This window comes from Comamonas sp. 23, assembly GCF_049601575.1.
Classification (GTDB): Bacteria; Pseudomonadota; Gammaproteobacteria; order Burkholderiales; family Burkholderiaceae_C; genus Comamonas; species Comamonas squillarum.
The window spans coordinates 1,004,804-1,030,000 of the sequence record NZ_CP187127.1 but is presented as its reverse complement, the minus strand read 5'-3'; the positions used below and the strand labels follow the sequence as shown (position 1 = coordinate 1,030,000).

Annotated in this window: 25 protein-coding genes (1 of these 25 running past the window's edge); 15 read left to right on the top strand and 10 right to left on the bottom strand. The window is 65.2% G+C overall.

Annotation, left to right across the window (positions count from 1 at the left end; genetic code table 11):
* Positions 1–1,525 carry the 3' portion of an ATP-binding cassette domain-containing protein gene (locus ACPEE1_RS04625; protein ID WP_423935382.1) on the top strand. 392 nt of this gene lie to the left of the window's left edge, so only the last 1,525 of its 1,917 coding nucleotides appear in the window; the start codon falls outside the window, past its left edge; its stop codon occupies positions 1,523–1,525.
* A 33-nt stretch (positions 1,526–1,558) separates the two neighbouring features.
* Here ACPEE1_RS04625 and ACPEE1_RS04620 read toward each other — a convergent pair whose 3' ends face one another.
* Positions 1,559–3,025: a PLP-dependent aminotransferase family protein gene (locus ACPEE1_RS04620; protein ID WP_116927848.1), complete on the bottom strand. Its 1,467-nt coding sequence runs from the start codon at positions 3,023–3,025 to the stop codon at positions 1,559–1,561.
* Positions 3,026–3,261: 236 nt separating this feature from the next.
* Between ACPEE1_RS04620 and ACPEE1_RS04615 the strand changes: the two genes are divergently transcribed.
* The 7 genes from ACPEE1_RS04615 to ACPEE1_RS04585 all read left to right on the top strand — a co-directional run bounded on the left by ACPEE1_RS04615 (position 3,262) and on the right by ACPEE1_RS04585 (position 9,683).
* Positions 3,262–3,858: a LysE family translocator gene (locus ACPEE1_RS04615; RefSeq protein ID WP_116927847.1), complete on the top strand. Its 597-nt coding sequence runs from the start codon at positions 3,262–3,264 to the stop codon at positions 3,856–3,858.
* 266 nt (positions 3,859–4,124) lie between these two features.
* The gene (locus ACPEE1_RS04610; RefSeq protein ID WP_182343648.1) at positions 4,125–5,312 is read left to right on the top strand and encodes a PLP-dependent aminotransferase family protein; all 1,188 of its coding nucleotides are present in this window, start codon (positions 4,125–4,127) and stop codon (positions 5,310–5,312) included.
* A 111-nt stretch (positions 5,313–5,423) separates the two neighbouring features.
* Positions 5,424–6,065, top strand: coding sequence for a glutathione S-transferase (locus tag ACPEE1_RS04605; RefSeq protein ID WP_182343651.1), 642 nt, complete (start codon positions 5,424–5,426; stop codon positions 6,063–6,065).
* Positions 6,066–6,143: 78 nt separating this feature from the next.
* On the top strand, positions 6,144–7,028 hold the full coding sequence (locus ACPEE1_RS04600; RefSeq protein WP_423935379.1) for a PhzF family phenazine biosynthesis protein: 885 nt from the start codon (positions 6,144–6,146) through the stop codon (positions 7,026–7,028).
* Positions 7,029–7,050: 22 nt separating this feature from the next.
* Positions 7,051–7,989 (top strand): PhzF family phenazine biosynthesis protein, encoded by a 939-nt coding sequence (locus tag ACPEE1_RS04595; RefSeq protein WP_423935377.1) that lies wholly within the window; start codon positions 7,051–7,053, stop codon positions 7,987–7,989.
* Positions 7,986–8,711, top strand: a complete 726-nt coding sequence (locus tag ACPEE1_RS04590; RefSeq protein WP_243419462.1) for a VOC family protein — start codon at positions 7,986–7,988, stop codon at positions 8,709–8,711. The genes ACPEE1_RS04595 and ACPEE1_RS04590 overlap by 4 nt, the downstream gene beginning before the upstream one ends.
* A gap of 3 nt (positions 8,712–8,714) precedes the next feature.
* Positions 8,715–9,683, top strand: coding sequence for a threonine dehydratase (locus tag ACPEE1_RS04585; RefSeq protein WP_423935375.1), 969 nt, complete (start codon positions 8,715–8,717; stop codon positions 9,681–9,683).
* Positions 9,684–9,700: 17 nt separating this feature from the next.
* Here the strand turns inward: ACPEE1_RS04585 and ACPEE1_RS04580 are convergent, their stop codons facing one another.
* Entirely contained in the window at positions 9,701–10,546 is an 846-nt protein-coding gene (locus tag ACPEE1_RS04580; RefSeq protein WP_423935373.1) for a creatininase family protein, read from the bottom strand.
* A gap of 69 nt (positions 10,547–10,615) precedes the next feature.
* A complete protein-coding gene (locus ACPEE1_RS04575) occupies positions 10,616–12,604 on the bottom strand; it encodes a sigma-54-dependent Fis family transcriptional regulator (RefSeq protein WP_423935371.1) in 1,989 nt (662 codons plus the stop codon).
* Between the two features lie 295 nt (positions 12,605–12,899).
* On the opposite strand from ACPEE1_RS04575, the gene exaC reads away from it, so the two are divergent.
* The 3 genes from exaC (at position 12,900) to ACPEE1_RS04560 (ending at position 15,574) form a co-directional block, all read left to right on the top strand.
* Positions 12,900–14,420: an acetaldehyde dehydrogenase ExaC gene (exaC, locus tag ACPEE1_RS04570; protein WP_423935369.1), complete on the top strand. Its 1,521-nt coding sequence runs from the start codon at positions 12,900–12,902 to the stop codon at positions 14,418–14,420.
* A gap of 139 nt (positions 14,421–14,559) precedes the next feature.
* Entirely contained in the window at positions 14,560–14,961 is a 402-nt protein-coding gene (locus tag ACPEE1_RS04565) for a DUF779 domain-containing protein (RefSeq protein ID WP_260718229.1), read from the top strand.
* 172 nt (positions 14,962–15,133) lie between these two features.
* Complete coding sequence (locus ACPEE1_RS04560) at positions 15,134–15,574, top strand: polyhydroxyalkanoate granule-associated phasin (RefSeq protein ID WP_423935367.1); 441 nt, start codon at positions 15,134–15,136, stop codon at positions 15,572–15,574.
* 12 nt (positions 15,575–15,586) lie between these two features.
* Here ACPEE1_RS04560 and ACPEE1_RS04555 read toward each other — a convergent pair whose 3' ends face one another.
* The gene (locus tag ACPEE1_RS04555) at positions 15,587–17,413 is read right to left on the bottom strand and encodes an ABCB family ABC transporter ATP-binding protein/permease (protein ID WP_423935365.1); all 1,827 of its coding nucleotides are present in this window, start codon (positions 17,411–17,413) and stop codon (positions 15,587–15,589) included.
* A gap of 41 nt (positions 17,414–17,454) precedes the next feature.
* Between ACPEE1_RS04555 and ACPEE1_RS04550 the strand changes: the two genes are divergently transcribed.
* On the top strand, positions 17,455–17,868 hold the full coding sequence (locus ACPEE1_RS04550; protein ID WP_021028940.1) for an acyl-CoA thioesterase: 414 nt from the start codon (positions 17,455–17,457) through the stop codon (positions 17,866–17,868).
* A gap of 105 nt (positions 17,869–17,973) precedes the next feature.
* Here ACPEE1_RS04550 and ACPEE1_RS04545 read toward each other — a convergent pair whose 3' ends face one another.
* Both ACPEE1_RS04545 and ACPEE1_RS04540 read right to left on the bottom strand, forming a co-directional pair.
* Positions 17,974–18,594: a bactofilin family protein gene (locus tag ACPEE1_RS04545; protein ID WP_182343667.1), complete on the bottom strand. Its 621-nt coding sequence runs from the start codon at positions 18,592–18,594 to the stop codon at positions 17,974–17,976.
* Between the two features lie 172 nt (positions 18,595–18,766).
* Positions 18,767–19,282, bottom strand: a complete 516-nt coding sequence (locus ACPEE1_RS04540; RefSeq protein WP_116926379.1) for a thioesterase family protein — start codon at positions 19,280–19,282, stop codon at positions 18,767–18,769.
* 98 nt (positions 19,283–19,380) lie between these two features.
* Here ACPEE1_RS04540 and ACPEE1_RS04535 point away from each other — a divergent pair, with 98 nt between their 5' ends.
* From ACPEE1_RS04535 to ACPEE1_RS04525, 3 genes are read left to right on the top strand one after another with little or no spacing between them, the layout of a single operon-like run.
* Complete coding sequence (locus tag ACPEE1_RS04535) at positions 19,381–20,448, top strand: glycosyltransferase family 2 protein (protein ID WP_116926378.1); 1,068 nt, start codon at positions 19,381–19,383, stop codon at positions 20,446–20,448.
* Entirely contained in the window at positions 20,445–20,879 is a 435-nt protein-coding gene (locus ACPEE1_RS04530; protein WP_423936386.1) for a GtrA family protein, read from the top strand. The genes ACPEE1_RS04535 and ACPEE1_RS04530 overlap by 4 nt, the downstream gene beginning before the upstream one ends.
* Positions 20,876–21,691 carry a ChbG/HpnK family deacetylase gene (locus ACPEE1_RS04525; protein WP_423935362.1) on the top strand — a complete coding sequence of 272 codons (816 nt, stop codon included), beginning with the start codon at positions 20,876–20,878 and terminating at the stop codon, positions 21,689–21,691. Before ACPEE1_RS04530 ends, ACPEE1_RS04525 begins: the two co-directional genes overlap by 4 nt.
* A 7-nt stretch (positions 21,692–21,698) precedes the next feature.
* Here the strand turns inward: ACPEE1_RS04525 and ACPEE1_RS04520 are convergent, their stop codons facing one another.
* From ACPEE1_RS04520 to ACPEE1_RS04505, 4 genes are all read right to left on the bottom strand, one after another.
* Positions 21,699–22,481: an enoyl-CoA hydratase gene (locus ACPEE1_RS04520; protein WP_116926376.1), complete on the bottom strand. Its 783-nt coding sequence runs from the start codon at positions 22,479–22,481 to the stop codon at positions 21,699–21,701.
* 93 nt (positions 22,482–22,574) lie between these two features.
* A complete protein-coding gene (locus ACPEE1_RS04515) occupies positions 22,575–23,417 on the bottom strand; it encodes a thioesterase family protein (RefSeq protein ID WP_423935360.1) in 843 nt (280 codons plus the stop codon).
* A 164-nt stretch (positions 23,418–23,581) separates the two neighbouring features.
* Complete coding sequence (locus ACPEE1_RS04510) at positions 23,582–24,781, bottom strand: acetyl-CoA C-acyltransferase (protein ID WP_116926374.1); 1,200 nt, start codon at positions 24,779–24,781, stop codon at positions 23,582–23,584.
* A 5-nt stretch (positions 24,782–24,786) separates the two neighbouring features.
* The gene (locus tag ACPEE1_RS04505; protein ID WP_423935358.1) at positions 24,787–25,137 is read right to left on the bottom strand and encodes an endonuclease domain-containing protein; all 351 of its coding nucleotides are present in this window, start codon (positions 25,135–25,137) and stop codon (positions 24,787–24,789) included.
* Positions 25,138–25,197: the final 60 nt, after the last annotated feature.

The window sequence follows — 25,197 nt, the reverse complement described above, 5'->3', positions numbered from 1 at the left end:
AACCCTGCAGCGCCTGCACCTGGACCCACAAGCGGTCGTCGGCAACCTCTCAGGCGGTGTGAAAAAGCGCGTGGCGCTGGCCCAGGCCCTGGTGCTGCGCCCCGATGTACTGTTTCTCGACGAGCCGACCAACCACCTGGATCTGGACTCCATCGCCTGGCTGGAGGACCTGCTCAAGGAGTTCAAGGGCAGCATCATTACTATTACCCACGATCGCTCCTTTCTGGATGCGGTCGCGACCCGCATTGTCGAGCTGGACCGTGGCCAGCTGCGCAGCTACCCCGGCAACTTTGCGCAGTACGTCGTGCAAAAGCAGGAGCAGTTGGTGCAAGAGTCGGTGATCAATGCCAAGGCCGACAAACTGCTGGCCCAGGAAGAGATCTGGATCCGCAAGGGCGTCGAAGCCCGCCGCACGCGCAGCCAGAGCCGGATCGAGCGGCTCAAGGTGATGCGCAACGAGCATGCCGCACGCCGCACCGCCCAGGGCAGTGTGAAGATGGACATTGCCTCGGGCACGGGCAGCGCCTACCAGGGCAAGATCGTTGCCGAGCTGACCGATGTCAGCAAGCGTTTTGGCGACCGGACCATTGTGCGCAACTTCAGCACCACGGTGCTGCGCGGCGACAAGATCGGTCTGCTCGGCCCCAATGGCGCGGGCAAAACCACCTTGCTGAAGATGATTCTGGGCGAGTTGGCCGCAGACAGCGGCACGATTCGCCAGGGCGCCAACCTGCAGGTGGCCTATTTTGACCAGATGCGCGATGCCATCAATCTGGATGCAACCCTGGAGGACTTCATCAGCCCGGGCAGCGAATGGATCGAGATCGGCAACCAGCGCAAGCATGTGAAAAGCTACCTGAGCGATTTCCTGTTCTCGCCCGCACGCGCGCACTCCCCGGTGCGTTCCCTGTCGGGTGGCGAGCGCAACCGCTTGCTGCTGGCCCGCTTGTTTGCCCGCCCCGCCAATGTGCTGGTGCTTGATGAACCCACCAACGACCTGGACATCGACACCCTGGACCTGCTGGAAGACCTGCTGCAGCAGTACGACGGCACGGTCTTCCTCGTCAGCCATGACCGGACCTTTTTGGACAACGTGGTCACCAGCATCATCGCCGCCGAAGGCGATGGCCATTGGCGCGAGTACGAGGGCTCGGTGCAGGACTGGCTGATCCAGTCACGCCGCTCGCGTGAGATTGCCGAGCAGCGGGATGCTGTGCAAGCCAGCAAGCTGGCCAAAGAGAGCAAGGCCGCCGCCGCTGCCCCCGCGCCAGCGCCCGCTGCAACAGCCGTGCCCAGCGCACAGCCCAAGCGCAAGCTGAGTTACAAGGACCAGCGCGACCTGGACACCTTGCCCGCCCGCATTGCCGAGCTGGAGGCCGAGCAAAAGGACATCCAGGCCAGGCTGGCCGATGGCAGCCTCTACACCAAGGACTATGGCCAGGCGATGCAGTTGCAGCAGCGCGATGCCGCCATTGAAGAGCAGCTGCTTGAAGCATTGATGCGCTGGGAAGAGCTGGCCAGCTGATCCGGCGCCGCGCTGCGCTGTGCCCTCAGCGGCTCAGCGCGGCATGGACTCGGCCTGCGCAAACTCCGCGCGCACCCGCTGGTAAACCCGCCAGAAGCTCGGGTCCTGCGTACAGGCATAGTTGATGCGCATCAGCGTGGACGGCTGGCGGCTGGCATGGAAGAGGCTGCCCGGCGCAATCAGGTAGTTTTCATCGAGCATGCGCTGGGCCAGCACCTCGGTATCCATGCCTGTATCGACCCAGCCGAACATGCCTGCGGGCTCGGTGACAAAGCGGCAACCAGCCTCCAGCGCCAGCGGCACGCTGTGCTTGCGCGCCTGCACCAGGTGGCTGCGCATGCGCTCGATATGGCGCCGCAGCTGGCCGTTTTCCATACACAGCGCCATCGCGCGCTCCATCAGCGCCGGGCTGGTCAAGGTCGAAAGCAGCTTGGTGTCCAGCATGCGGTCCACCAGATCGGGTGGCGCCGCCATATAACCCACGCGCCAGTTGGGCGCCAGAATCTTGGCAAAGCCGCTCACATAGATGCTGCGCTTCAAGCCATCGAGCACGCTGAGCCGCGTGGCATGCTCGGGGGCAATATGGCTGTAAGTATCGTCCTCGACGATGTAGAAATTGAAGGCCTGCGCCAGTTGCAGCACCTGGTGGGCGGCTGCCGGGTGCAGGCTGTAGCTGGTGGGGTTGTGCAGCACGCTGACGCTGACATAGAGCTTGGGCGCATGGGTTTCGCAGAAATGGCGCATGACGGCCAGATCCGGGCCATCGGGCCCGCGCGGCACCGGCAGCACCTGCATGCCCAGCGCCGCAAGCCGGGCAAACTCCACCGACCAGCCCGGCTCCTCGACCATCACCGCATCACCGGCTCTCAGCAAGGTGCGGCTGACAATGTCCAGGCCCTGGGTCGCGCCCATCGTGGTCATCACCTGCTCCAACGCCACCGGCAAGCCCAGCGCCTTGAGGCGATCGGCCAGCAGCGTGCGCAGCAGTTCATCGCCCATCGGCGCGCCGTAGCTCCAGTGCATGGCATGCAGCGCGTCCGAGCCCACGACCTTGCGCAGCGCCGATTGCAAAAACTGGTTCTGCAGCCATTCGGGCGGGAACATGCCCGCCCCCGGCTGCGGGTGCGTGGCCTTGTGCATCATGCCCCGGATCAGCGAGGTCGCATTGATGCGGGCAGAGGCCGCCGGCAGCGACAGCGACACCGCATCCTTCAAGGTCTTGTCCTTGGCCGCAGGTGCAGCGGATGGCGCGGTGACCACGGCCTTGGCCACATAGTCACGCACATAAAAGCCGCGCTGGCGGCGCGCCTCCACCAAGCCCTGGGCCTGCAGCAAGTCATAGGCCGCGACCACGGTATAGGGGCTGACGCTTTGCTGGGCAGCGCAGGCCCGCACCGACGGCAGCCGCGCGCCGGCCGGCAGCAGGCGCGAGCGAATGCGTTCGGCAAAGCGCGCCGCCAGTTGCTCGGTCAGGGTATGGGTGGTATCGCGGGTCAGCATGGCAAAAGAGTGAGATGTACTGGTTTTGGCACCAATACAGTTCATGGTATTGATTTTCTGTCTGTACTGTAACTGTATTGCTATCAGCGCTACATTATTTTTTGGCAAGCCTGCCCCCGAGGCCCAGACTGTCCCCGCCGCAACCGGCCTGCGCCCTCGCTCTGCGGGAATGCTGCAGCGGCAGGGCATGATGGGATCCCCCAAGGGCCGTAGATACGATCACCATGACAACGACCATGACCGCCGTAGAGTTCAGCGCATTTCTGGTACTGGCCACGGCCATGAGCTTTACCCCCGGACCCAACACCACGATGGCGGCTGCCATGGGCGCCAACTGGGGGCTCAAACCCGCGATGCGCTTTGTCTGGGGCGTGCCCCTGGGCTGGGGCGCCCTGCTGCTGCTTTGCGCCAGCGGCGTTGGTGCGCTGGTCATGGCGGCGCCCGCCCTCAAAGGCGCCATCAAGGCCGTCGGCATTGTCTACCTGGTCTGGCTGGCCTACAAACTCAGCCGCAGCGGCCGGTTGGCTGAGGCCCAAAACGGCCATCTGCTCGGTTTTTGGCAGGCCGTGGGCTTGCAATTCGTCAACGTCAAGGCCTGGTTGTTGGCGCTGGCCATTGTCGCGGGCTGGATTGTCGGCTTTCAGGATGCGCTGACGCGCCTGGCCATCGTGCTGCCGGTGATGCTGTTTTACGCCTTTGCTAGCAACTTTCTCTATGCCTCCGTTGGCGCGCTGCTGCGCAGCTGGCTGGCCCAGGGCCAGCGCCTGCTGTGGTTCAACCGGGCGATGGCCCTGATCCTGGTGCTGACCGCAGCCTGGATGATCAAGGCCTGAAGCCCGCAAGAAACAAAGCCTGTGCCACCACCCACAAGCCCACCGCTAGACGGACAATCAAAGCCCTACTGGCAGGCCCGAGATGAGGCCTGCCCCTGCAAACCAACCAACATGCAGGCCAAAAGCCTGCCGGCAGAGGCCGCCCGCCGTGTGCCATCCCAGACGCCCGGCCCCTGCCAATACGCCAACCCCAAGGTGGCTCTGCGCTGCATCCACCCCGGCCAGGGCGCTGTCGCCCCGGCTACCTGTAATGAGATGAGGAAATGATGACGAACTGGACCCTGGCCAAACGCGCCGCCAGCATGAACCCCTCGGTGATCCGCGAGATCCTGAAAGTGACCGAGAAGCCCGGCATCATCAGCCTGGCCGGTGGCTTGCCCTCCCCCAAGACCTTCCCGATCGCGGCCTTCAAGGAAGCGGCGGACAAGGTGCTGCTGCAAGACGGCGCCTCTGCGCTGCAATACGCCGCCAGCGAAGGCTATGCGCCGTTGCGCGAGTTTGTGGCCCAGCAGCTGCCCTGGGACGTCAGCCCCGACCAGGTGCTGATCACCACCGGCTCCCAACAGGGCCTGGATTTGATGGGCAAGATCCTGCTCGACGAGGGCAGCCGCCTGCTGGTGGAGACCCCCACCTATCTGGGCGCGCTGCAGGCCTTCTCCCCCCAGCAACCCCAGGTGGTGGGGGTGGACAGCGATGACCAGGGCGTGATCCCCGACGACCTGGTGCGCAAAGCCGGAGAAGGCGCGGACAAGGCACGCATGGTCTACCTGCTGCCCAACTTCCAGAACCCGACCGGCCGCAGCATGGACGACGCCCGCCGCCAGGCCGTGGTGGACCGCCTGGCCACATTAGGCATTCCGTTTCTGGAAGACAACCCCTATGGCGACCTCTGGTACGACCAGGCGCCCCCTGCCCCGCTGACCGCCCGCAACCCCGAGGGCGGCGTGTACCTGGGCTCCTTCTCCAAGGTGCTGGCACCCGGCCTGCGCCTGGGTTATGTGGTGGCGCCCAAGGCCGTCTACACCAAGCTGCTGCAGGCCAAGCAGGCGGCCGATCTGCACACGCCCACCTTCAACCAGCGCATGGTGGCCGAGGTGGTGCAAAGCGGCTTTCTGGACCAGCATGTGCCCACCATCCGCACGCTCTACAAAAAGCAGCGCGATGCGATGCTGGCCGCGCTGGCTGAACATTTCGCGGACCTGGATGTGCAGTGGACCACGCCGACGGGCGGCATGTTCCTCTGGCTGCGCATGCCCGAAGGCATTGATACCGTCGCCATGCTGCCCGCCGCCGTCGAGCGCAATGTGGCCTATGTGCCCGGCAGCGCCTTCTATGCCAGCCAGCCCGACAACCGCACGATGCGCCTGTCCTATGTAACGGCCTCGGAAGAGCAGATCCATATTGCGATCCGGGCGCTGGCTGATACGGTGCGTGCCGCGCTGGCAGCGCGATAAGCCAGCTGGCCTGATCGCCAGAGCGCCAGTCCGCATGGCAGGCACTCTGGCCACACCACCACCACGCAGCCCGCCTGTGCGCGGGCCGCGCGCCAATACCAAGGAAGAGACATGCTGAAAATCTGGGGCCGCATCAGCTCGATCAATGTGCGCAAGGCCGTCTGGGCCGCGCAGGAAGTGGGCGTTGCGTTTGAGCGCATAGACACCGGCGGCAAGTTTGGCGGCACGCAGACGCCGGAGTTTCTGGCCCGCAACCCCAATGCGATGGTACCGGCCATCGAAGACGGCGAAGGCGCCATGCGGCTGACCCTGTTCGAGTCCAATGTGATCGTGCGCTACCTCTGCGCCCGCTACGCGCCCGGCGTGCTCTACCCGGCAGCGCTGGCCCAGCGCTTTGATGCCGAGCGCTGGATGGACTGGCAGCAAACGACGATGAACCCCGCCGGGCGCGATGCGTTTATCCAGCTCATCCGCACCGCCCCCGCGCAGCGCGATGCGCCAAAGATCGCCGCCTCCATCGCCGCAATGGAGCCCTTGCTGCAGCTGCTGGACCGGCATCTGGCCAGCCAGCCCTATCTGCAAGGCGCACAGTTCGGCATGGCCGATATCCCCGTCGCCTGCGAGGTGCACCGCTGGTGGAACCTGCCCGCCGCCGCCTACCAGCGGCCCCACTACCCACATGTGGAGCGCTGGTTTGCCGCGATGCTGGCCCGCCCGGCCAGCCGGGGCGTGTTGGATATCACGATCGAATAAGCGCCGCCCAGCCCGCTCCCCGCACCGCGCCAAAACGGCTCGCCCCACCATTTGTTGACATCCCAAGACCCAACCACCATGCAGCCACGCCGCTTTGCCCAGCTCGATGTATTTGCCGACCATGCCCTGCAAGGCAATGCGCTGGCCGTGGTGCTCGATGGCGAGGGCCTCAGCGCCGCGGCGATGCTGAACTTTGCGCGCTGGACCAACCTGTCCGAAACTACCTTTGTGCTGCCGCCCACGGCCGAGGGGGCCGACGGTGGCGCCGATTACCGCTTGCGCATCTTCACCCCGGCGGGCGAGCTGGCCTTTGCCGGCCACCCAACCCTGGGCAGCTGCCAGGCCTGGCTCAACGCCGGCGGCACACCGCGCCAAGCGCAGCGGGTGGTGCAGGAATGCGCCAAAGGCCTGGTCAGCATCCAACGCTCGGCTGCTGCTGGATTGGAGGGCTTGGCCTTTGCCGCGCCACCGCTGCAGCGCAGCGAGGTACCCGCCGGTGTGCAGGCGCAGGTGCTGGCCGCCCTGGCACTGCAGGCCGATGACCTGGTCGCCGCGCAGTGGCTGGACAATGGATCACGCTGGATGGGTTTGCTGATGCGCGATATAGAGGTGCTACCCCGCGCCCAGCCCAACGCGGCCGCGCTGCGGGCCCTGGGCATCAAGGCCGGCCTCTGCGCCCTCCACCGGCCCTGCAGCGGCACGATTGCGGCAGAACCTGTGCTGGAAGTACGCAGCATCACCTTGACCGCCCACGGCATTGCCGAAGACCCGGCCACCGGCAGCCTCAATGCCAGCCTGGCCCAGTGGCTCAGCGCAGCCGGCCATATCGCTCTGCCCTACTGCGTGCAGCAAGGGGCGGCGATCGGCCGCGCGGGCCGCATGCGCCTGGTCGCCGATGCGCAGGGCCAGATCTGGGTGCAGGGGCGGGTACACAGCGTGGTCACCGGCCACGTCGTTCTCTGAATACCGAAGAAAGGAAGCTCTTATGCGTACACGCGCCTTTATGCAGGTGGATGTGTTTTCCGAAACCGCCTACCGTGGCAACCCGCTGGCCGTGGTGCTCGAAGGCGAGGGCCTGAGCGACGAGGCCATGCAGGCCTTTGCCCGCTGGACCAATCTGTCCGAAACCACCTTTTTGCTGCCACCCACACCCGAGGGCCGCGCCCAGGGGGCGGACTACCGGGTGCGCATCTTCACCCCCAGCGGCGAGCTGCCTTTTGCCGGCCACCCGACCTTGGGCAGTTGCCACGCCTGGCTCGCAGCCGGCGGCCAGCCGCAGCAGACCGGCCGCATTGTGCAGGAATGCGCCAAGGGCCTGGTGCCCTTGCAGCAAGACGCGCGCAATGGCCGGCTGGCCTTTGCCGCACCCTCGCTCAGCCGCAGCGCCATCAGCGCGGCCGAGCTGGCCCCGGTGCTGCAGGCCATCGGGCTGCAGGCAGACCAGGTGCTGACCAGCCAAAAACTCAACAACGGCCCCGTGTTCTGGGCCTTGCTGCTGGACGACCCCGACACCGTGCTTGCGATCCAGCCTGATCTGGCGGCGCTGCATGGCCTGGGCATGGAGCTGGCCGTGGCCGCGCTGTACCCGCAAGCGGGCAAGGCACTGATCGGCCGCGCCAGCCGCGAGGCGCGTGCGTTTGACGGCGCCACAGGCCAGGCCAGCCGCCCACCGGAGGCCGATATCGAGGTGCGCGTCTGGTTCAACACCGGCACCAGCCTCAGCGAAGACCCGATAACCGGCAGCCTCAATGCCAGCCTGGCCCAGTGGCTGCTGGCCGAGGGCCATCTGCAGGCCCCCTATGTCGCCAGCCAGGGCATCAACCTGGACCGCAGCGGCATCGTCAACATTGCGCAGGATGCGGCAGGCCAGGTCTGGGTGGGCGGCCATATCTCCGCAGGCATCCAGGGCGAGGTGCTGCTGTGAACGGCGCCGGACTGGACCACCTGGTTGTCATGGCCGCCAGCCTGGACGAAGGCCTGGCCTGGTGCGAGGCGAGCTTGGGCGTGACGCCCGATGCGGGCGGCCAGCATGCCTTCATGGGCACCCACAACCGCCTGCTGCGCATCAGCAGCCCAGCCTTTGCCGCCAGCTACCTGGAGGTCATCGCGATCGACCCGCAAGGCCAGGCGCCCCGCAGCCACCGCCGCTGGTTTGACATGGACGATGCCGCACTGCAGGCGCAGGTGCGCAGCCAGGGGCCGCAGCTGACCCACTGGGTCGCGCGCGTCAGCGGCATAGCACAAGCGACCGAGGCCTTGCGCGCCCTGGGCTATGGCGCCGGCACGCCCCAGGCCGCCAGCCGGCAAACGCCCCGGGGCCTGCTGGCCTGGCAAATTGGCCTGCGCCCCGATGGCCAGCGCCTGCTCCAAGGCCTGCTGCCCACCTTGATTGAATGGGGAGACCAGCACCCGGAAGCCAGCATGGCGGATAAAGGCGTTGCACTGCAGCAGTTGCAGCTGCTGCACCCCGATGCAGCGGCCCTGCACACCGCGCTGCAGGCAATAGGCCTGGGCAGCCACCCCGCCTTACAGGTGGCCCAAGCGCCCACGCCTGCGCTGGTCGCGCATTTGCACACGCCCAAGGGGCTGGTGCAGCTGCGCACGCAGCCGTCTCTGACCCGCTCTTCAACGCACCCTTTTTTCTGATCTATGCAAGCCATCTCCCTGCCCAGCCTCGCCGAAATCGAGGCCGCCTCCCGCATCGTCTACCGTGAGTTCCAGGCCACGCCGCAGTACCGCTGGCAGCTGCTGGGCGAACGCCTGGGGGCCGAGTGCTGGCTCAAGCACGAGAACCACACGCCCGTCGGCGCGTTCAAGATCCGGGGCGGTCTGTCTTACTTTGCACAGATGGCAGCGCGCGGCACCCTGCCCGCGCAGGTGATCAGCGCCACGCGCGGCAACCATGGCCAGAGCATTGCCTGGGCTGCGCGCAGCCATGGCGTGCGCTGCACCATCGTCGTGCCCCATGGCAACTCGGTCGAGAAGAACATGGCGATGCGTTCGCTGGGTGCCGAGCTGATCGAGCACGGAGACGACTTCCAGGCCGCCCGCGAGCATGCGATGGCGCTGGCCGAGCACAGCGGCGCCCACATGGTGCCCAGCTACCACCCGGACCTGGTCAGCGGCGTCAGCACCTACTGGTGGGAATTTTTGCGCGCCGTACCGCATTTGCAGACCGTCTATGTGCCCATTGGCCTGGGCTCGGGCGCCTGCGCCGCCGTGGCGGCCAAGCTGGCCTTGCAGCACCCGGTGCGCATTGTCGGCGTGATCAGCACCGGCGCCACCACCTACCGTGATTCCATCGCCGCCGGTGAAGTAGTCGAGGCGGTGGTCAGCACCGAGATTGCCGACGGCATGGCCGTGCGCCGCGCCGACCCGATGGCCCTGCCGGTGCTGCGCCAGCACCTGGACCACCTGGTGGCCGTCAGCGACGACGAGGTGCGCGCAGCGATGCGCTTCCTGTTTACCGACACCCACAATGTGGCCGAAGGCGCCGGTGCCGGCGCCCTGGCCGCCGCGCTGCAGGAGCGCGAACAGATCACCGGCCAGACCGTGGGCCTGGCGCTGACCGGCGGCAATGTCGATGCGGCCGTGTTCAGCGAGGTGCTGCGGGGTTGATCCTCAGCGGGTAGCCATCAGCGCGGCGGCACCGTCCACGCCAGCTGGTGGATCTCCTGCAGCAGCAATGCCAGTTGCTGGGCCGCTGCCTCGACCACCGCCCGGCCTTTGTCTGCCGTGGCACCCGCGGCATTGCCAACGGCGCCGCAGGGGTTGTAGTCTTCCATCGCCCAGCCCATCTTGGCGCTCTTGCCATTGCCCACAATCGCAAAGCGCCCCGCCCGGTCCTGCGACGTGGAATGGAAGCAACCCGCCTGCGCCATGTCCACCTGCGCGGGTGCAAGGTGCAGCATCATCGAGGTTTCCACCTCGCCGCCATGGATGCCAAAGCGGTGCTCCTCGGCGCTGAACAGGCCCGTCACTTCGGCGGGCAACGGCAGGCCGCCCCAGCTGCTGCTGTAGACCAGCATGCCATTGGCGATGCGCAGCTCGCGCGCGACGATATCCATCACCGCCACCTGCCCGCCATGGGTGTTGAACATCAGCAGCTTGCGGATACCCGCACGCGCCACCGCCTGGCCCAGCGCCGTCCACAGGTCGATGATGAGCTTGGGCGGCAGGCTCAAGGTGCCGGGAAAGTTCAGGTGCTCGGTGCTCAGGCCAATGTTCTGCGCCGGCAGCACCAGCACGGGCACATCGGCTGGCAGCAGCGGCATGGCCGCCGCCACAATGCCTTGCAGCAAGGTGGCATCGACAGAGACTGGCAAATGCGGGCCATGCTGCTCCACTGCGCCGACGGGCAGCACCGCCACCGTGCTGGCCGCCAGGCCGCTGGTCTGCGCCTGGGCAAATTCGCGCGTGCTGATATCGGCCCACCAGCGCGAAGACCAGGTGGCGACAGCAGGGTTTTCAGAGGCGGGCATGGGCATTCCAACAAACAGGCGGCACACCATGTGCCGGCGCAGCAGCTATCTTAGGCCATGCAGCTAAGCCTAAGCCGTCTTGAGCCGGCGGTACAGGGTCTGCCGGCTGATGCCCAGCAGCTTGGCCGCCTGTGATACATTGCCCCGGCACTGCTGCAGCATCTGCGCAATGGCGGTGTGCGAGAGGGTTTTCAGATCGGTGGCCGGCAGGCTGGGTGGCTGCGCTTGCGCGGCCAAAGCGGCTACCGCCATCGGCGCGCCCTCGCGGTAGCGCAGCAGCTCCTGCGCCAGATCGTCGGAGAGCTGCGACCAGCCAATCGTGTCCTCGCCGGGCAGCAACAGCGCCGATGCGGTCTGCAGCGCGTTGGCGTACTCGCGCAGATTGCCGGGCCAGGGGTAGTGCGCCATTGCAAAGGCCAGATCAGGATGCAGCCGTACCGGCTGGCTGGGGTTGAACTGGTCCAGCAAGCGGCGGGTGATGGCCTCGCGGTCGCTGCGCTCGCGCAGCGCGGGCAGCTGCAAGGCCAGGCCGTTGATACGGTAGAACAGATCGGCCCGAAAGCGCCCCTGCGCCACCGCCTCGCGCAGCTGGTGGTGGGTGGCACAGACCAGCGCAAAATCGAGCTGCTGGGCCTTGCCGCCGCCCAACGGCGTGATGCTGCGCTCCTGCAGCACACGCAGCAAACGGGTTTGCAGCGCCAGCGGCATATCGCCAATTTCATCGAGGAAAAGCGTGCCGCCCTGGGCCTCGCGCAAGCGGCCCAGTTGGCCATCGCGCCGGGCGCCGGTGAAAGCCCCGGACTCGTAGCCAAACAGCTCGGCCTCGATCAAATGCTCCGGAATCGCCGCGCAATTGATGGCCACAAAAGGCGCGGCATGGCGTGCGCTGCTGTCGTGCAGCGCGCGCGCAAACAGCTCCTTGCCTACGCCCGATTCGCCCTGCACCAGCAAGGCAATGCCCTTGCCCCAGGTGCGCCGCCCGCGCTCGGCCGCAGCGCGCCAGCCCGGGTCACCGGTGTCCAGCCGGGCCAGCGCATCGGGCGCCGCTGGCTGGGGCACGGCCACGAGCGGCGCCCGGCCCGCGCGATCGCCTGGCAGCGCGGGCGGTGCAGCGCCCACCGGCGTGGCGTGTGATGCCTGAGGCAGCACCAGGCGCGCAAACACGCTGCGGCCGGTGTGCAGGGCCGCCAGATGCAAGCGCTCGGTCTGGGTATGGCCCCGGGCCAGCCAGTCGCGCAGCGGCATCGCGCTGATGTCGTCCCAGTGCAGATGGCCCCAGTCGGCCGCGGCAATCTTGAGGCTTTGCATGGCGGTGCGGTTGCCGCCCAGCAGCAAACCATCGGGCGTCAGCGCCAGAATGCCTTCGGCGGCGGTACCCACCCCTTCGGCCTGGGTGTGGAAATGCATGCGCCAGTCGCGCTGGTGGCGTGCCAGCAGCCAGCGGTTTTCGATCATGCGGGCAGCGGTGGTGGCCAGCCCCAAGGTATGGGCCTGGGCCAGGCGCTGGTCGCCAGAGATATCGAGCACGCCCAGCAGCTGGCCCTGGGCGCTGAAGATGGGCGAGGCTGCGCAGTTCAAAAAACTGTTGGCCTCCAGAAAGTGCTCCGCGCCTTCGACGCGCAGCGGCGTGGCTTCCACCAGCGCCGTGCCAATCGCATTCGTGCCACGCGCCTCTTCGGTCCAGATCGCGCCACTGCGCAACGCCACGCGCTCGGCCTTGTTCAGGAAAGGGGCGTCACCCAAGGTGTGCAGCAGGGTGCTTTGGGCGTTGGCCAGGATGACCATGCTGTGGCTGTCCTGGATCTGCTCGAACACATAGTCCATCACCGGCCGGGCAATGGCCAGCAGGTCTTCGCTGCGCGTGAGCACCTGGCGCATTTCGGAGCCGGTGAGCGGGTCGCCGTAAGACACCCGGCCGACTGGCTGTACCCCTGCGCGCAGGCTGCGTTGCCAGGAGCTGGCAATGCGCGCCTGCACCGCCCCGGGCGGGCATTCACCATGTGCCAACAAATGCACCCGTGCCTGGCGCAGCACCTGGGAGGTGATCTGGGGATCCATGTTGTCTCCTTGCAAGCCTGTCTGCGCAGGCCCATGGGGACAGTATAGGAAAGCGGCCGCACGGAGTCGCCGTGAATAGCCATGCCGCTGTCCGACTGTTCCAGATTGGAACACCTGCATTGTCCGGCGCTGTTCCAACGCCAGCCATCGCGGCCAGCGGGACTGATACAAATCAAGCACTTGGCACGCAATCGGGCCTGGCATGCATCTTGATATCTCAGGTGTGACTCGTGCCTTTTCCTGCTGGCATCCGGCACGAATCAGCTTGCGATATCCATTTCCAAGGAGACACACCATGCAATACGTATTTCCCGGCCAATCGGGCGCCAAGATCAGCTACAAAAAGCAGTACAACAACTTCATTGGCGGCCAGTGGAAGGCGCCGGTCAAGGGCCAGTACTTTGATGTGATCTCGCCGATCAACGGCCAGGTCTACACACAGGCCGCACGCTCGACCGCCGAAGATGTGGAGCTGGCACTGGATGCCGCCCATGCCGCGGCCGATGCCTGGGGCAAGAAATCAGCCACCGAGCGCTCCAATGTGCTGCTGCAGATTGCCGAGCGCATCGACGCCAATACCGAACTGCTGGCCTACGCCGAAACGGTGGACAACGGCAAGGCGATCCGCGAGACGCTCAATGCCGACATTCCTCTGTCGGCCGACCACTTCCGCTACTTTGCCGGCGCGCTGCGGGCGCAGGAAGGCGGCATCAGCGAGATTGACTACACGACGGTGGCCTACCATTACCACGAGCCGCTGGGCGTTGTGGGCCAGATCATTCCCTGGAACTTCCCCATCCTGATGGCTGCCTGGAAACTGGCCCCCGCCATTGCTGCGGGCAACTGCGTGGTGCTCAAGCCCGCAGAATCCACCCCCATCAGCCTGCTGATCCTCATCGAGTTGATCGAAGACCTGCTGCCCGCCGGCGTGCTTAACGTGGTCAACGGCTATGGCCGCGAGGCCGGCATGCCGCTGGCCAACAGCAAGCGCATCGCCAAGATTGCCTTTACCGGCTCGACCAGCACCGGCCGCGTCATCGCCCAGGCCGCTGCCAACAACCTGATTCCGGCCACCTTGGAGCTGGGCGGCAAGTCGCCCAATGTGTTCTTTGCCGATGTGATGGACCAGGACGACGCCTTCCTCGACAAGGCGATCGAAGGCCTGGTGCTGTTTGCCTTCAACCAGGGCGAGGTCTGCACCTGCCCCAGCCGCGCGCTGATCCATGAGTCCATCTATGACCGCTTCATGGAAAAAGTGCTCAAGCGCATTGCCGCCATCAAGCATGGCAACCCGCTGGACACCGACAGCATGATGGGCGCGCAGGCCAGCAAGGAGCAGCTGATCAAGATCAGCAGCTACCTGGACCTGGGCCGCCAGGAAGGCGCTGAAGTGCTGATCGGCGGCGCCGAAGCCAAGCTTGGCGGCGACCTGGACGGCGGCTACTATGTACAGCCCACGGTGTTCAAGGGCCACAACAAGATGCGCATCTTCCAGGAAGAAATCTTTGGCCCGGTGTTGGCGGTCACCACCTTCAAGACCGAAGAAGAAGCGCTGGAGCTGGCCAACGATACGCTGTACGGCCTGGGCGCAGGTGTGTGGACGCGCAATGGCAACCTGGCCTACCGCATGGGCCGCGCGATCAAGGCGGGCCGCGTCTGGACCAACTGCTACCACCACTACCCCGCGCATGCCGCCTTTGGCGGTTACAAAGAGTCCGGCATCGGCCGTGAGAACCACAAGATGATGCTCAACCACTACCAGCAGACCAAGAATCTGTTGGTGTCCTACTCCGAAAACAAGCTGGGCTTCTTCTAATAGACAGGGTATGCAGGGCGGTGTGCCCGACCCAGGCTGCCTCAGCAGTCAGGGCTGGGGCCACGCACACCGCCTGTGCAACACCACCCATTCCCGCCGGCATGGCACCTGCCTTGCCCACCTCACAGGAGACAGCAACATGGTTGTGGAAAAGGTAGTGGCCACCCCGGCCGCGCAAGCGCTGATTGCCTTGCTCAAAGACAAGCATGGCCCTGGCCTGATGTTTCACCAATCGGGCGGCTGCTGCGACAACAGCGCGGCCAACTGCTACCTGCTGGGCGAGCTGACGATTGGCCAGGGCGATGTCTACCTGGGCGATATAGGGGGCTGCCCGTTTTACATGAGCACCTCCCAGTACGCGTACTGGAAGCACACCCAGCTGATCATCGATGTGATCGACACGCACGGCGGCGGCACCTTCTCACTCGAAGGCCCCGAGGGCAAGGCCTTTCACACGCGCTCGCGCGTCTTCAGCAGCGACGAGCTGGAGGCGCTGCAGCAACAGGACGCGCCAGCCATTGCAAACAATGCGCAGTCCTAGGCCAGGTCAAGCGCTGCACCTACCCCACAAGAATGGTGCAAGAAATACAGGTATTCTTTTCATATCAATGGCTTAAGCAATAACCATGGGTGCAGGCAGGTGAAGTTGCTGCAATGCAGCATTCTTCAAAGCTTTCTACAATTTCCCTAGTTTTAACCCACTGGGAATGCCCATGACTGCAAGACACACTACCCAAGCCAAGGTCCAGAATCTGGCCACCAAAAGCCTGGAGCTCAGCTTGGCTGCTCCCCAGGTGGTCGCACAACGCGTGGGCCGCATGATGCTCGCTGGCACCCAGCCTTCGGCGCGCGACCAGCAAGAGTTCTACCGCATGAGCAACGAAAAGGTCACCGCCTTTTACGAATCCTGGATCGGGATGTGGACCCAGGCCTGTACAGCCTACTGGCAGGCCGCCGCCAGCCTGTATACCGTCCCAGGGCCGTTCACCCCCGGCAGCAGCAACCCGCTGGCCGCCTTTGGCGTGGGCAAGGCTACCTCGCGTATGGTCACGCAGCAGGTACGGGCCGTCACCGACGTGCTCAACGCCGGCATCACACCCGTCCATGCCAAGGCCGTAAGCAACGCCAAGCGGCTCTCGCGCAGCAAGCGCTAAGCAAATTTCAATCTACTGCTGCACCTGGTTGCGCTGCAAGGCCCACATGCTGGCATAGCGCGCACCCTGCGCCAGCAGCTGCGCATGGGTGCCGCGCTCCACAATGCGGCCGGCGTCCATCACCAGGATTTCATGCGCATCCACCACGGTGGACAGGCGGTGGGCAATCACCAAGGTGGTCTTGCCCTGCGCGGCCTTTTGCAGCTCCTGCTGGATGGCGCGCTCGCTGGCCGAGTCCAGCGCCGAGGTGGCCTCGTCAAAGATGAGGATCGGCGGGTTCTTGAGCAAGGTGCGGGCAATGGCCACGCGCTGCTTTTCGCCGCCCGAGAGCTTGAGCCCGCGCTCACCCACACGGGTGGCATAGCCTTCGGGTGAGGCGGCGATCATCGTGTGGATGCGCGCGGCCTGCGCAGCCTGCACGATCTCCTGTTGCGATGCGCCGGGCCGGCCATAGGCGATGTTGTAGGCGACGGTGTCATTGAACAGCACGGTGTCCTGCGGCACGATGCCGATGGCGCGGCGCAGGCTGTCCTGCGTCAGATCGCGGATGTCCTGGCCCGCAATGCGGATGGCGCCCGCCTGCACATCGTAAAAACGAAAGATCAACCGCGCGAGCGTGGATTTGCCGGCGCCCGAAGGGCCCACCACCGCGACGGTCTTGCCCGCAGGCACGACAAAGCTCAGGCCCTGCAAAATGGGGCGGCCCGGGTGGTAGGCAAAATGCACGTCGTCAAAACGCAGCTCAGGCTCGGCCTGCAGCGCCAGCGGCTGGGCCGTCGGCGCATCGGCCACCTCGCGCTGCTGGTCCATCAGCACAAACATGCGGTCCAGGTCGGTCAGGCTTTGCTTGATCTCGCGGTACAAGGTGCCCAGGAAATTGAGCGGAATGTACAGCTGGATCATGAAGGCATTGATCATCACCAGATCGCCCAGGCTGAGCCGGCCGTCGACCACGCCCTGGGTGGCACGCCACAGCATTGCGACCAGCGCGACTGCAATGATCAGCTGCTGGCCACTGTTGAGCAGGCTCAGGCTGCTTTGGCTCTTGAGGCGCGAGCGGCGCAGTTTTTCCAGATCCCCGTCATAGCGCTGGGCTTCAAAGGCCTCGTTGTTGAAGTATTTCACCGTCTCGTAGTTCAGCAGCGAGTCAATCGCCTTGCTGTGCGCCGAGGAGTCGATCAGGTTCGCCTCGCGCCGAAAATGCGTGCGCCACTGGGTGACCACCACGGTGAACGTGATGTAGACCGTGAGCGCAACGATGGTGATGATGGCAAACCAGATATCGAACTGCACGGCCAGAATGCCCAGCACCAGCGCCAGCTCGATCAAGGTGGGCACGATGCTGTAGAGCGAGTACGAGATGAGCGACTCCACCCCTTTGACGCCGCGCTCGATATCGCGCGTCATGCCGCCGGTCTGGCGCTCGAGGTGAAAGCGCAGGCTCATCGCATGCAGATGCTCAAAGGTCTGCAGCGCAATCGCGCGCGCGGCGCCCTGCGTGGCTTTGGAAAACACCAGCTCGCGCAGCTCGCCAAACACCGAGGTCAAAAGCCGCAGGCCCCCGTAGGCCAGCAGCAGGCCCACCGGCACCACCAGCAAGGCCTGGGGTTGGCCGGGCCGGATATCGAGCGCATCGACCACATGCTTGAGCAGTACCGGCACGCCGACATTGGCCACCTTGGCCCCCACCATCAGCACCAGGGCGGCGAGCACCCGCCACTTGTAGGTCCACAAATACGGCAGCAGTCGCTTCAAGGTACGGCCGTCGCCAGCGGTCAGATTTTTTCCATCACTAGGGGTAGGGCTTGTGGCGGCAGGCGCCTCGGCATAACGTCGCATCGGAGACAATGGTGGGTTTGTTATAGACCTCCATTGTGACCATGAATACCCCACGCACCGCATCCAACGCGCTTCCCCAGGACAAAGAGCTGGTTTTGCGCGTGGTTCCCATGCCCGCCGACTGCAATGCCAACGGCGATATCTTTGGCGGCTGGGTCATGTCGCAGGTGGATCTGGGCGGCTCGGTGCTGCCGCTGCGCCACTCGCGCGGCCGCACCGTCACCGTGGCGGTCAATGAATTCATCTTCAAGCAGCCCGTGCGCGTGGGCGACATCCTGTCGTTCTACGCCAAGCTGGTGCGCGTGGGCACCACGTCGATGACGGTCCAGGTCGAGGTGTTTGCCGAGCGCCTGTCCAAGCAAGGCCAGTTCTTCAAGGTGACCGAGGCGACCTTGACCTATGTCGCCATCGATGACGAAGGCCATCCCCGCACCGTGCCGCCGCTGCCGGTCTGACCGGCCATGGGCCACCGGCGACCGGCCTAAAAACACCAAAGCCGCTGCAACGCAAATCTGCGCTGCAGCGGCTTTTTCACAAGCGGGAGGCCGGGGCCTCAGCGATCAAGCCAGGCTTTCGGCGGGCTTTTCCGTCTTGTTGGTCGTGGTGCTGGCGGCCACGGTTTTGCGCGTGCTGTTGGAGCACTCGATCTCGCCGGTCAGCTGACCACCTTCTTCGATGATGACCTTGCCGTAGCGGATCTTGCCGTGCACACGGCCGCTGCCAAAAATCACCAGCTTGTCGCGCACCGTCAGGTTGCCTTCGAATTCGCCATGGATTTCGGCGATATCGATCTCCGCCGAGCCACGGAAGGCCCCTTCTGCGGCAATCTGGATCACGCGCGAATCCATCGTGGCCTCGACCGTGCCTTCCACCACCAAGGTGTCGCAATCGGTGATCTCAACGCCCTTGAGCTTGATATTGGGGCCAACAGTCAGTTTGCTGCCGGTGCCGGCGGTGGTGTCAGTGGTCACGGTGCTGGTGTAGGAAGAGGTAGGAGAGAGGTTGCTGGGCTCGTCGGCCTTGTGGCCGCTCAGGTTGCCGCCGAGCACGGAGCTGGCAGAGCCCGCTGCGGTGCTGGGCAAGGTGCTGCCCGAAGTACTCGAAGCATTGCCTCCCATGAATTTGGAGGCAGAAGAGTCATTGTCACGGCGTCCGCCGAAGAAAGGGTTTTGTACAGCCATCGGTTCTCCTTGTGAAAAGCTTCAACATGCTATTCAATTTATAGCTAGGGTGTTCACAAAATTTGACACTAGTCGTAACAGGCGGCAACTATGGCGGCCTTTCCTATCAATACTTTCATAGGTCGGACAAATCTCACATTTCCCAACATCGCAATAGTACCGCCAGCCCGCATCAGGACACGATATAGGCCGCCGTGGCCGTGGCCAGCACCTGGCCGCTGCTGTCGCAAAAATCCGAGCGCGTCGTCGCCACCCGCGAGCCCAAGCGCAGCACCCGGGCCTGCAGCCCAAAAGGGCCGTGGGTGCCCGGACGCAGGTAGTCGACCCGCAAATCAATGGTGCCCAGCTTGGCAAAACGCATCAGGCGCTGCATCACCGGCTCACCCACATGTTTGGCGCCGGAGGCCGCCATCACCGCGATGCCGCCCAGCGCATCCAGGCTGGCACTGATGACGCCCCCGTGCACGCGCTGCAGGCCAAAATGGCCAATCAGCTCGGCGCGCATCTCCAGACTCGCCCAGACCGCATCGTCCTGCACGGCCTGGAGCTTGAGCCCCAGCAGCTTGTTGAAAACGATGCGCTCTTCAAAAATGTCGCGCAGGCCTTCGACATAGGCGTTATCCAGGCCCTGCATGGAGACATAGGCTGGTGCTTTGGAATGCGGGGCAGGCAAGGTGGCGGTGCTCATCCACCGCAGTATGCAGTCAAGCGCCCTGCACGGCAATCGCAGATTCTGCTGGATGCCACCGCGCCATGCGCTAGACTGCGCGCAAATGCAGCCCATCTATGCCTGATACCCTGCCCCCCGCCCCGCCCGCCGCCCGCACAGCGCCCAGGCCGCCCTTGCGCCTGAGCTGCGTGGTGCCCGCCTACAACGAAGCCAGCAACCTGGAAGCCTTTCTGCCCGCCCTGTACGAGACGGTGCGCGCGCTGTCCGTGGAATGCGAGATTGTGCTGGTCAACGACGGCAGCAAGGATGCGACCGATGAGGTGGCCCAGCGCCTGGGCCAGCAGCTGCCGCTGCACTACATCCAGCTGGCGCGCAATTTTGGCAAGGAAGCGGCGATGACCGCCGGGCTCGACTATGCACGCGGCAATGCGGTGCTGTTGATCGATGCGGATTTTCAGCACCCGCTGCCCCTGATTGCTGAGATGGTGCAGCTGTGGCAGGGCGGCTATGACATGGTCTACGGCGTGATTGCCGACCGCGCCGGCGAAGCCAAGGCCAAGCGCTGGGGCACGTCGCTGTTCTACTACCTGATGAACCGCGACAACGCGATCCATATCCCCGAGAATGCCGGCGATTTCCGGCTCATGGACCGCAAGGTCGTCGATGCGCTGCGCCAGTTGCCCGAGCGCAACCGTTTCATGAAGGGCTTGTACGCCTGGGTCGGCTTCAAGAGCGTGGCACTGCCCTTTGTGCCCGACAGCCGGCGCAGCGGCCAGTCCAGCTTCAATTTTCACCGGCTCTTCGCGCTGGCGTTCCAGGGCCTGACCTCGTTCACCACCTTGCCGCTGCGTATCTGGAGCCTGGTGGGCTTTTGCATCTCGGTCATCGCCATCATCTACGGCATCTACATCACCATCGAGACACTGGTGCTGGACAACCCCATCGATGGCTGGCCGACCTTGGCCGCCGGCCTGATGCTGTTCTCCGGCGTGCAGCTGATGTCCATCGGCATGCTGGGCGAGTACATCGGCCGCATCTATGACGAGGTCAAGCGCCGGCCCCTGTACATCGTGGCGAACAACGACGACCGCAGCCCCGTGAGCAGCGAGCCCGCTGCGCCCCCGCTTGTGCCCGCATCCGCCACCGCGCCCGCACCGGTCGCGCCGATGCCGCCGGAGTCCTGAGCTTGCCGATCGCTGCCTTGGCCGATCGCCTGCGCAGACTGCCCCAGGGGCTGCAGTTTATTGCCGTGGGCGGCTCGGCCGCTGCCACCCATTTGCTGGTGGTGCTGCTGCTGGTCGGCGGCGCAGGCCTGGCGCCGCTGCTGGCCAATGTACTGGCCTTTCTGGTCGCCTTTGTGGTCAGCTACAGCGGGCACGCCTGGCTGACCTTTGCCGATAAAAAGGCGCCGCATGCCCAGGCGCTGCCGCGCTTCTTTCTGGTCGCCTGCAGCTCCTTTGCCCTCAATGAACTGCTCTACTACCTGGCGCTGCACCAGCTGCACTGGCACTACGCCTGGAGCCTGGTCGCGGTGCTGGTCGTCGTGGCGGTATTTACCTTTGCCGCGGCCAAATGCTGGGCCTTTGCCCACGCTCGGCCGCACTGCGCACCATGAAACACATCACCCTTTGCGCCGACGATTTTGCGCTGCACCCGGCAGTCGATGCCGCCGTGCTGGAGCTGGCGGCGCTGGGCCGCTTATCGGCCACCAGTTGCATGACCACGGCGCCGGGCTGGCGTGACGCGGCACGCGCCTTGCCCACCGTGCGCGGCCAGCTGGACCTGGGCCTGCATTTCAACCTGACCGAAGGCCATGGCGTAGCGCCCGATACCCCCATCACGCGCATTCTCGGCCAGGCCTATACCGCCCGGCTGTCTGCCGCTGCGCTGCGCGACGCCTGGCGCCGCCAGCTCGATGCCTTTGAGGATGCGCTGGGCATGCCGCCCGTCTATGTGGATGGCCACCAGCATGTGCACCAGCTGCCCGGCGTGCGCAAGGCGATGCTGGCTGAACTCGAAGCGCGCTATGGCGCAGCAGCGGCCCGGCAAATCTGGATCCGCTCCACGGCCCCTGCGGGCGCCCTGCGCTGGCAGGCCAAATCAGCCACGATTGCGCTCCTGGGCGGCTGGCGCCTCAGCCACCAGCTGCAGCGCCAGCATTGGGCGACGAACCGGGGCTTTGCCGGGATCTATGGTTTTGATGCGCCGACGGAAGCCGCCTATGGCGGCCTGATGGCGCAATGGCTGGCTGAATGCCAAGACGGCAGCTTGTTGATGTGCCACCCGGCGCAAACGCCGATGCCAGACGACGCCATTGGCCAGCAGCGGCCAGTGGAATGGGCCTATCTGCGCTCGCCCGCGTTTGGCGCGCTGCTGGCAGCGCAGGGCTGCCGCATTGGCAAGCTGGTGCCTGCCAAGGGCGCCTAAGCAGGGATCACAGACCGCTGAAGTTGGGCTTGCGCTTTTCCATAAAGGCCTGCATTGCCTCTTTGGCAGCGGGCTGCTGCAGCAGATCGGCAAACACACGGCCTTCTTCGGCGATGCGCGACTGAACGGCCGCCATCTGGCCGCTCTTGAGCAGGCGCTTGCTCGCCATCAGCGATGCCAGCGGCTTGGCCGCCAGCTTGGCCGCCTGCGCCTGGGCAATGGTGTTGCATTCGGTCGGTGGCACCACGCGGTTGACCAAGCCCACTTCCAGCGCCGCCTCGGCCATGAAGGGGTCGCCCAGCAGCAAGGCCTCGCAGGCACGCTGGTGGCCCATCAGCTGGGGCAACAGCAGGCTCGACGCACCTTCGGGGCAGAAGCCCAGGTTGACAAAGGGCAGCGAGAACATCGCGTTGTCACCGGCATAGACCAGGTCGCAGTGCAGCAGCATCGTCGTGCCAATGCCCACGGCCGGGCCGCAGACGGCCGCGACGATCGGCTTGGGGAACGCGGCCAGTGCCTGCAAAAACTGGAACGGCGGCGCGTTGTCATCGGGCTTGGGGCCGTGGAGGAAATCGCCCAGGTCGTTGCCCGCCGTGAACACCGAGGCATCGCCCTGGAACAGCACCACGCGCACCTCGGCGCTGCTGGCGGCCTGCTGCAAGACCTCCGCCAGGGCCAGGTACATGGCGCCGGTCAGCGAGTTCTTCTTGGCCACCCGGTTGAAGGTGATGGTGCAGATGCCCGCTTCGGCCAGCACCCGGATATCGTCGCACGAGGATTGGATCGTCATAACAGTCTCTCAAAAAAGGGGTCGGTGCCGGGCCCGGGCCACGGCCAGGGCGCACACCGAAGACGCTGGCATGCTAACCGGATTTGGCGCGCCTTATTCCTTGTAATAGACCAGCTGGTGGCTGGTGGCCAGCAAAACGCCCTGGGGGGACCAGATCTGCGCGGTCTGGTCAAAAAAACCATCCCGAAAGCCCTGGCCCTGGGCCTGGGCCAGCACCGGCTGGGTGCCGACTGCGGCCAATTGCTCGGCACTGGCATGCACATAGACCGTCAAGGACACGGTGCCCACCGGCACGCGCTTGGCGCGGCGCAGCCAGATGCGGGGAAAAAACACGTCACACAGCGAGGTGAGCGCCGGCACATCGAGCGGGCGCGGGGGCTCGTCACTGACCCACATGCGGGTCAGGCTCGGGTTGCTTGCGCCGTCCCACTCCGTCGGATAGCCGCCCAACAGCGGGCGGATGTTGTAGCGGTTCAGCCATTCCACGCGGAAATCGGTGGTGTAGCGTTCCACCGCGCTGGAAGGCGGCACCTTGGGCATCACGTACTCGTCATCCGACCAGGTATCGCGCGCCAGGGCCGTCATCGCGGTCGCGGTGGTCGTCGTGGACCACTGGCCCTCGGCGTCTTGCTCGCGCAAGGTGATGATCCAGTGCTGGGTGCTGCGATTGGTGCGCGCCGGGATGGCTTCGATCACATAAGGCCGCTCGCCCACGGCGCCGGCGTAGTTCACGGTGACCGCCACCAGATCGCCCAGGCGCTGCGGGTGCTGCAGCACGGCCTGGGCCACTTGCGCAGCAGTGATGCCGCCGTAGGGCCCGACCATGTTCCAGTAGTCCTTGCTAGCCTGCGCCGCATACTGGTTCTGGCCGCTGGGTTCCATGGCCATCGCACGGTCAAAGGCATGGCGGGCGTGGTGGGAGGAGAGTTCACTCATTCGGACATCTTTCGCAGAAATTTTCGAATCCGCCGAAAACGCCATGTGCCCGTACCAAGCCTTTCAAGACCTGTCTTGCAGTTGCATTTTCTGCCACCCGACATTAGCAGCCAACGGCATCTGTTGCAGCCCAGTGGGCGACAGATGCCGTAGCCAGCGCCGGTTTAGATGCGCTCCAGAATGCCCGCCGCGCCCTGCCCCATGCCCACGCACATGGTCACCATGCCGTACTTGAGCTTGTTGCGCTGCAGCGCATGCACGACGGTGGCCGCGCGGATGGCACCGGTGGCGCCCAGCGGGTGGCCCAGCGCAATTGCGCCGCCCATGGGGTTGACCTTGGCCGGATCCATGCCCAGCTGCTGCATGACCGCGATCGACTGCGCGGCAAAGGCCTCGTTCAGCTCGATCCAGTCGATATCCTGCAAGGACAGGCCGGCATGGCGCAGCGCGACCGGGATCGCCTCGATCGGGCCAATACCCATGATCTCGGGCGGCACGCCCTTGCTGGCATAGCTGACAAAGCGCGCCAGCGGCGTCAGGTTAAAGCGCTTGAGCGCCGCCTCGCTCACCACCAGCAAGGCACCTGCGCCATCGCTGGTCTGCGAGCTGTTGCCGGCAGTGACAGAGCCGCGCGCCGCAAACACGGTGCGCAGCTTGGCCAGTCCCTCGATCGACGTGTCCGGGCGCGGGCCTTCATCGAGGTCCACCGTGCGCGAGCGGCTGACCGCCTCGCCCCGGGCGATGTCCACCCCCCGGTCGGTCACGGTGATCGGCGTGATCTCAGCGGCAAAATCGCCGGCCTGCTGCGCCGCCAGCGCGCGCTGGTGAGACTGCAGTGCAAAGGCATCCTGGGCATCGCGGCTCACCTTCCAGCGCTGCGCGACTTTCTCGGCAGTCAGCCCCATGCCGTAGGCAATGCCGACATCGCCTTCGCGCTCAAAGATAGACGGCGACAGCGACGGCGAGTTGCCCATCATCGGCACCATGCTCATGCTCTCGACACCGGCGGCGATCATCACATCTGCCTCACCCACGCGGATGCGGTCGGCCGCCATCTGCAGTGCCGTCAGGCCCGATGCGCAAAAGCGGTTGACCGTCACCCCGCCCACCCCCACCGGCAGCCCTGCCAGCACCGCGCTGATACGCGCCACATTCAGGCCCTGCTGGGCTTCGGGGATCGCGCAGCCGCAAACCACATCCTCAATCGCCTGCGGGTCCAGCCCCGGCACCTGCGCCAGCACGGCCTTCATCGTGGTGGCCAGCAGATCGTCAGGGCGCATATTGCGCAGATAGCCTTTGTGCGACTTGCCAATCGGCGTGCGCGTCGCCGCAACGATGTAGGCGTCTTGAACTTGTTTACTCATGATGACTAGTCCTCGGTATTCACCTCCCTCTCCCGCAAGCGGGAGAGGGCCGGGGTGAGGGCCTGCAGCACACGTGCAAGCACCTCATTCGTTTGTTGTACAACCTCATGGTTCCAAAATCGCAGCACGCGCAAACCCTGCTGCTGCAACCACACCGTGCGCTGCTGGTCATAGGCTTGCGCCTGCAGATCCGCATGCTGGCCGCCATCGATCTCCACCACCAGACCCTGCTCCAGGCAGACAAAATCCAGGATGTAAGGCCCCAGCGGATGCTGTCTGCGGAACTTGGCGCCAGAGCAGTTGTTCTGCAGTGGTGAAGGCTTGGCGCAGGGCGCGGGCTTGCTGCACGCTGACATCCGCCCTCACCCCTGCCCTCTCCCGCTTGCGGGAGAGGGTGTTGGAGAGCAGGGCGTTGT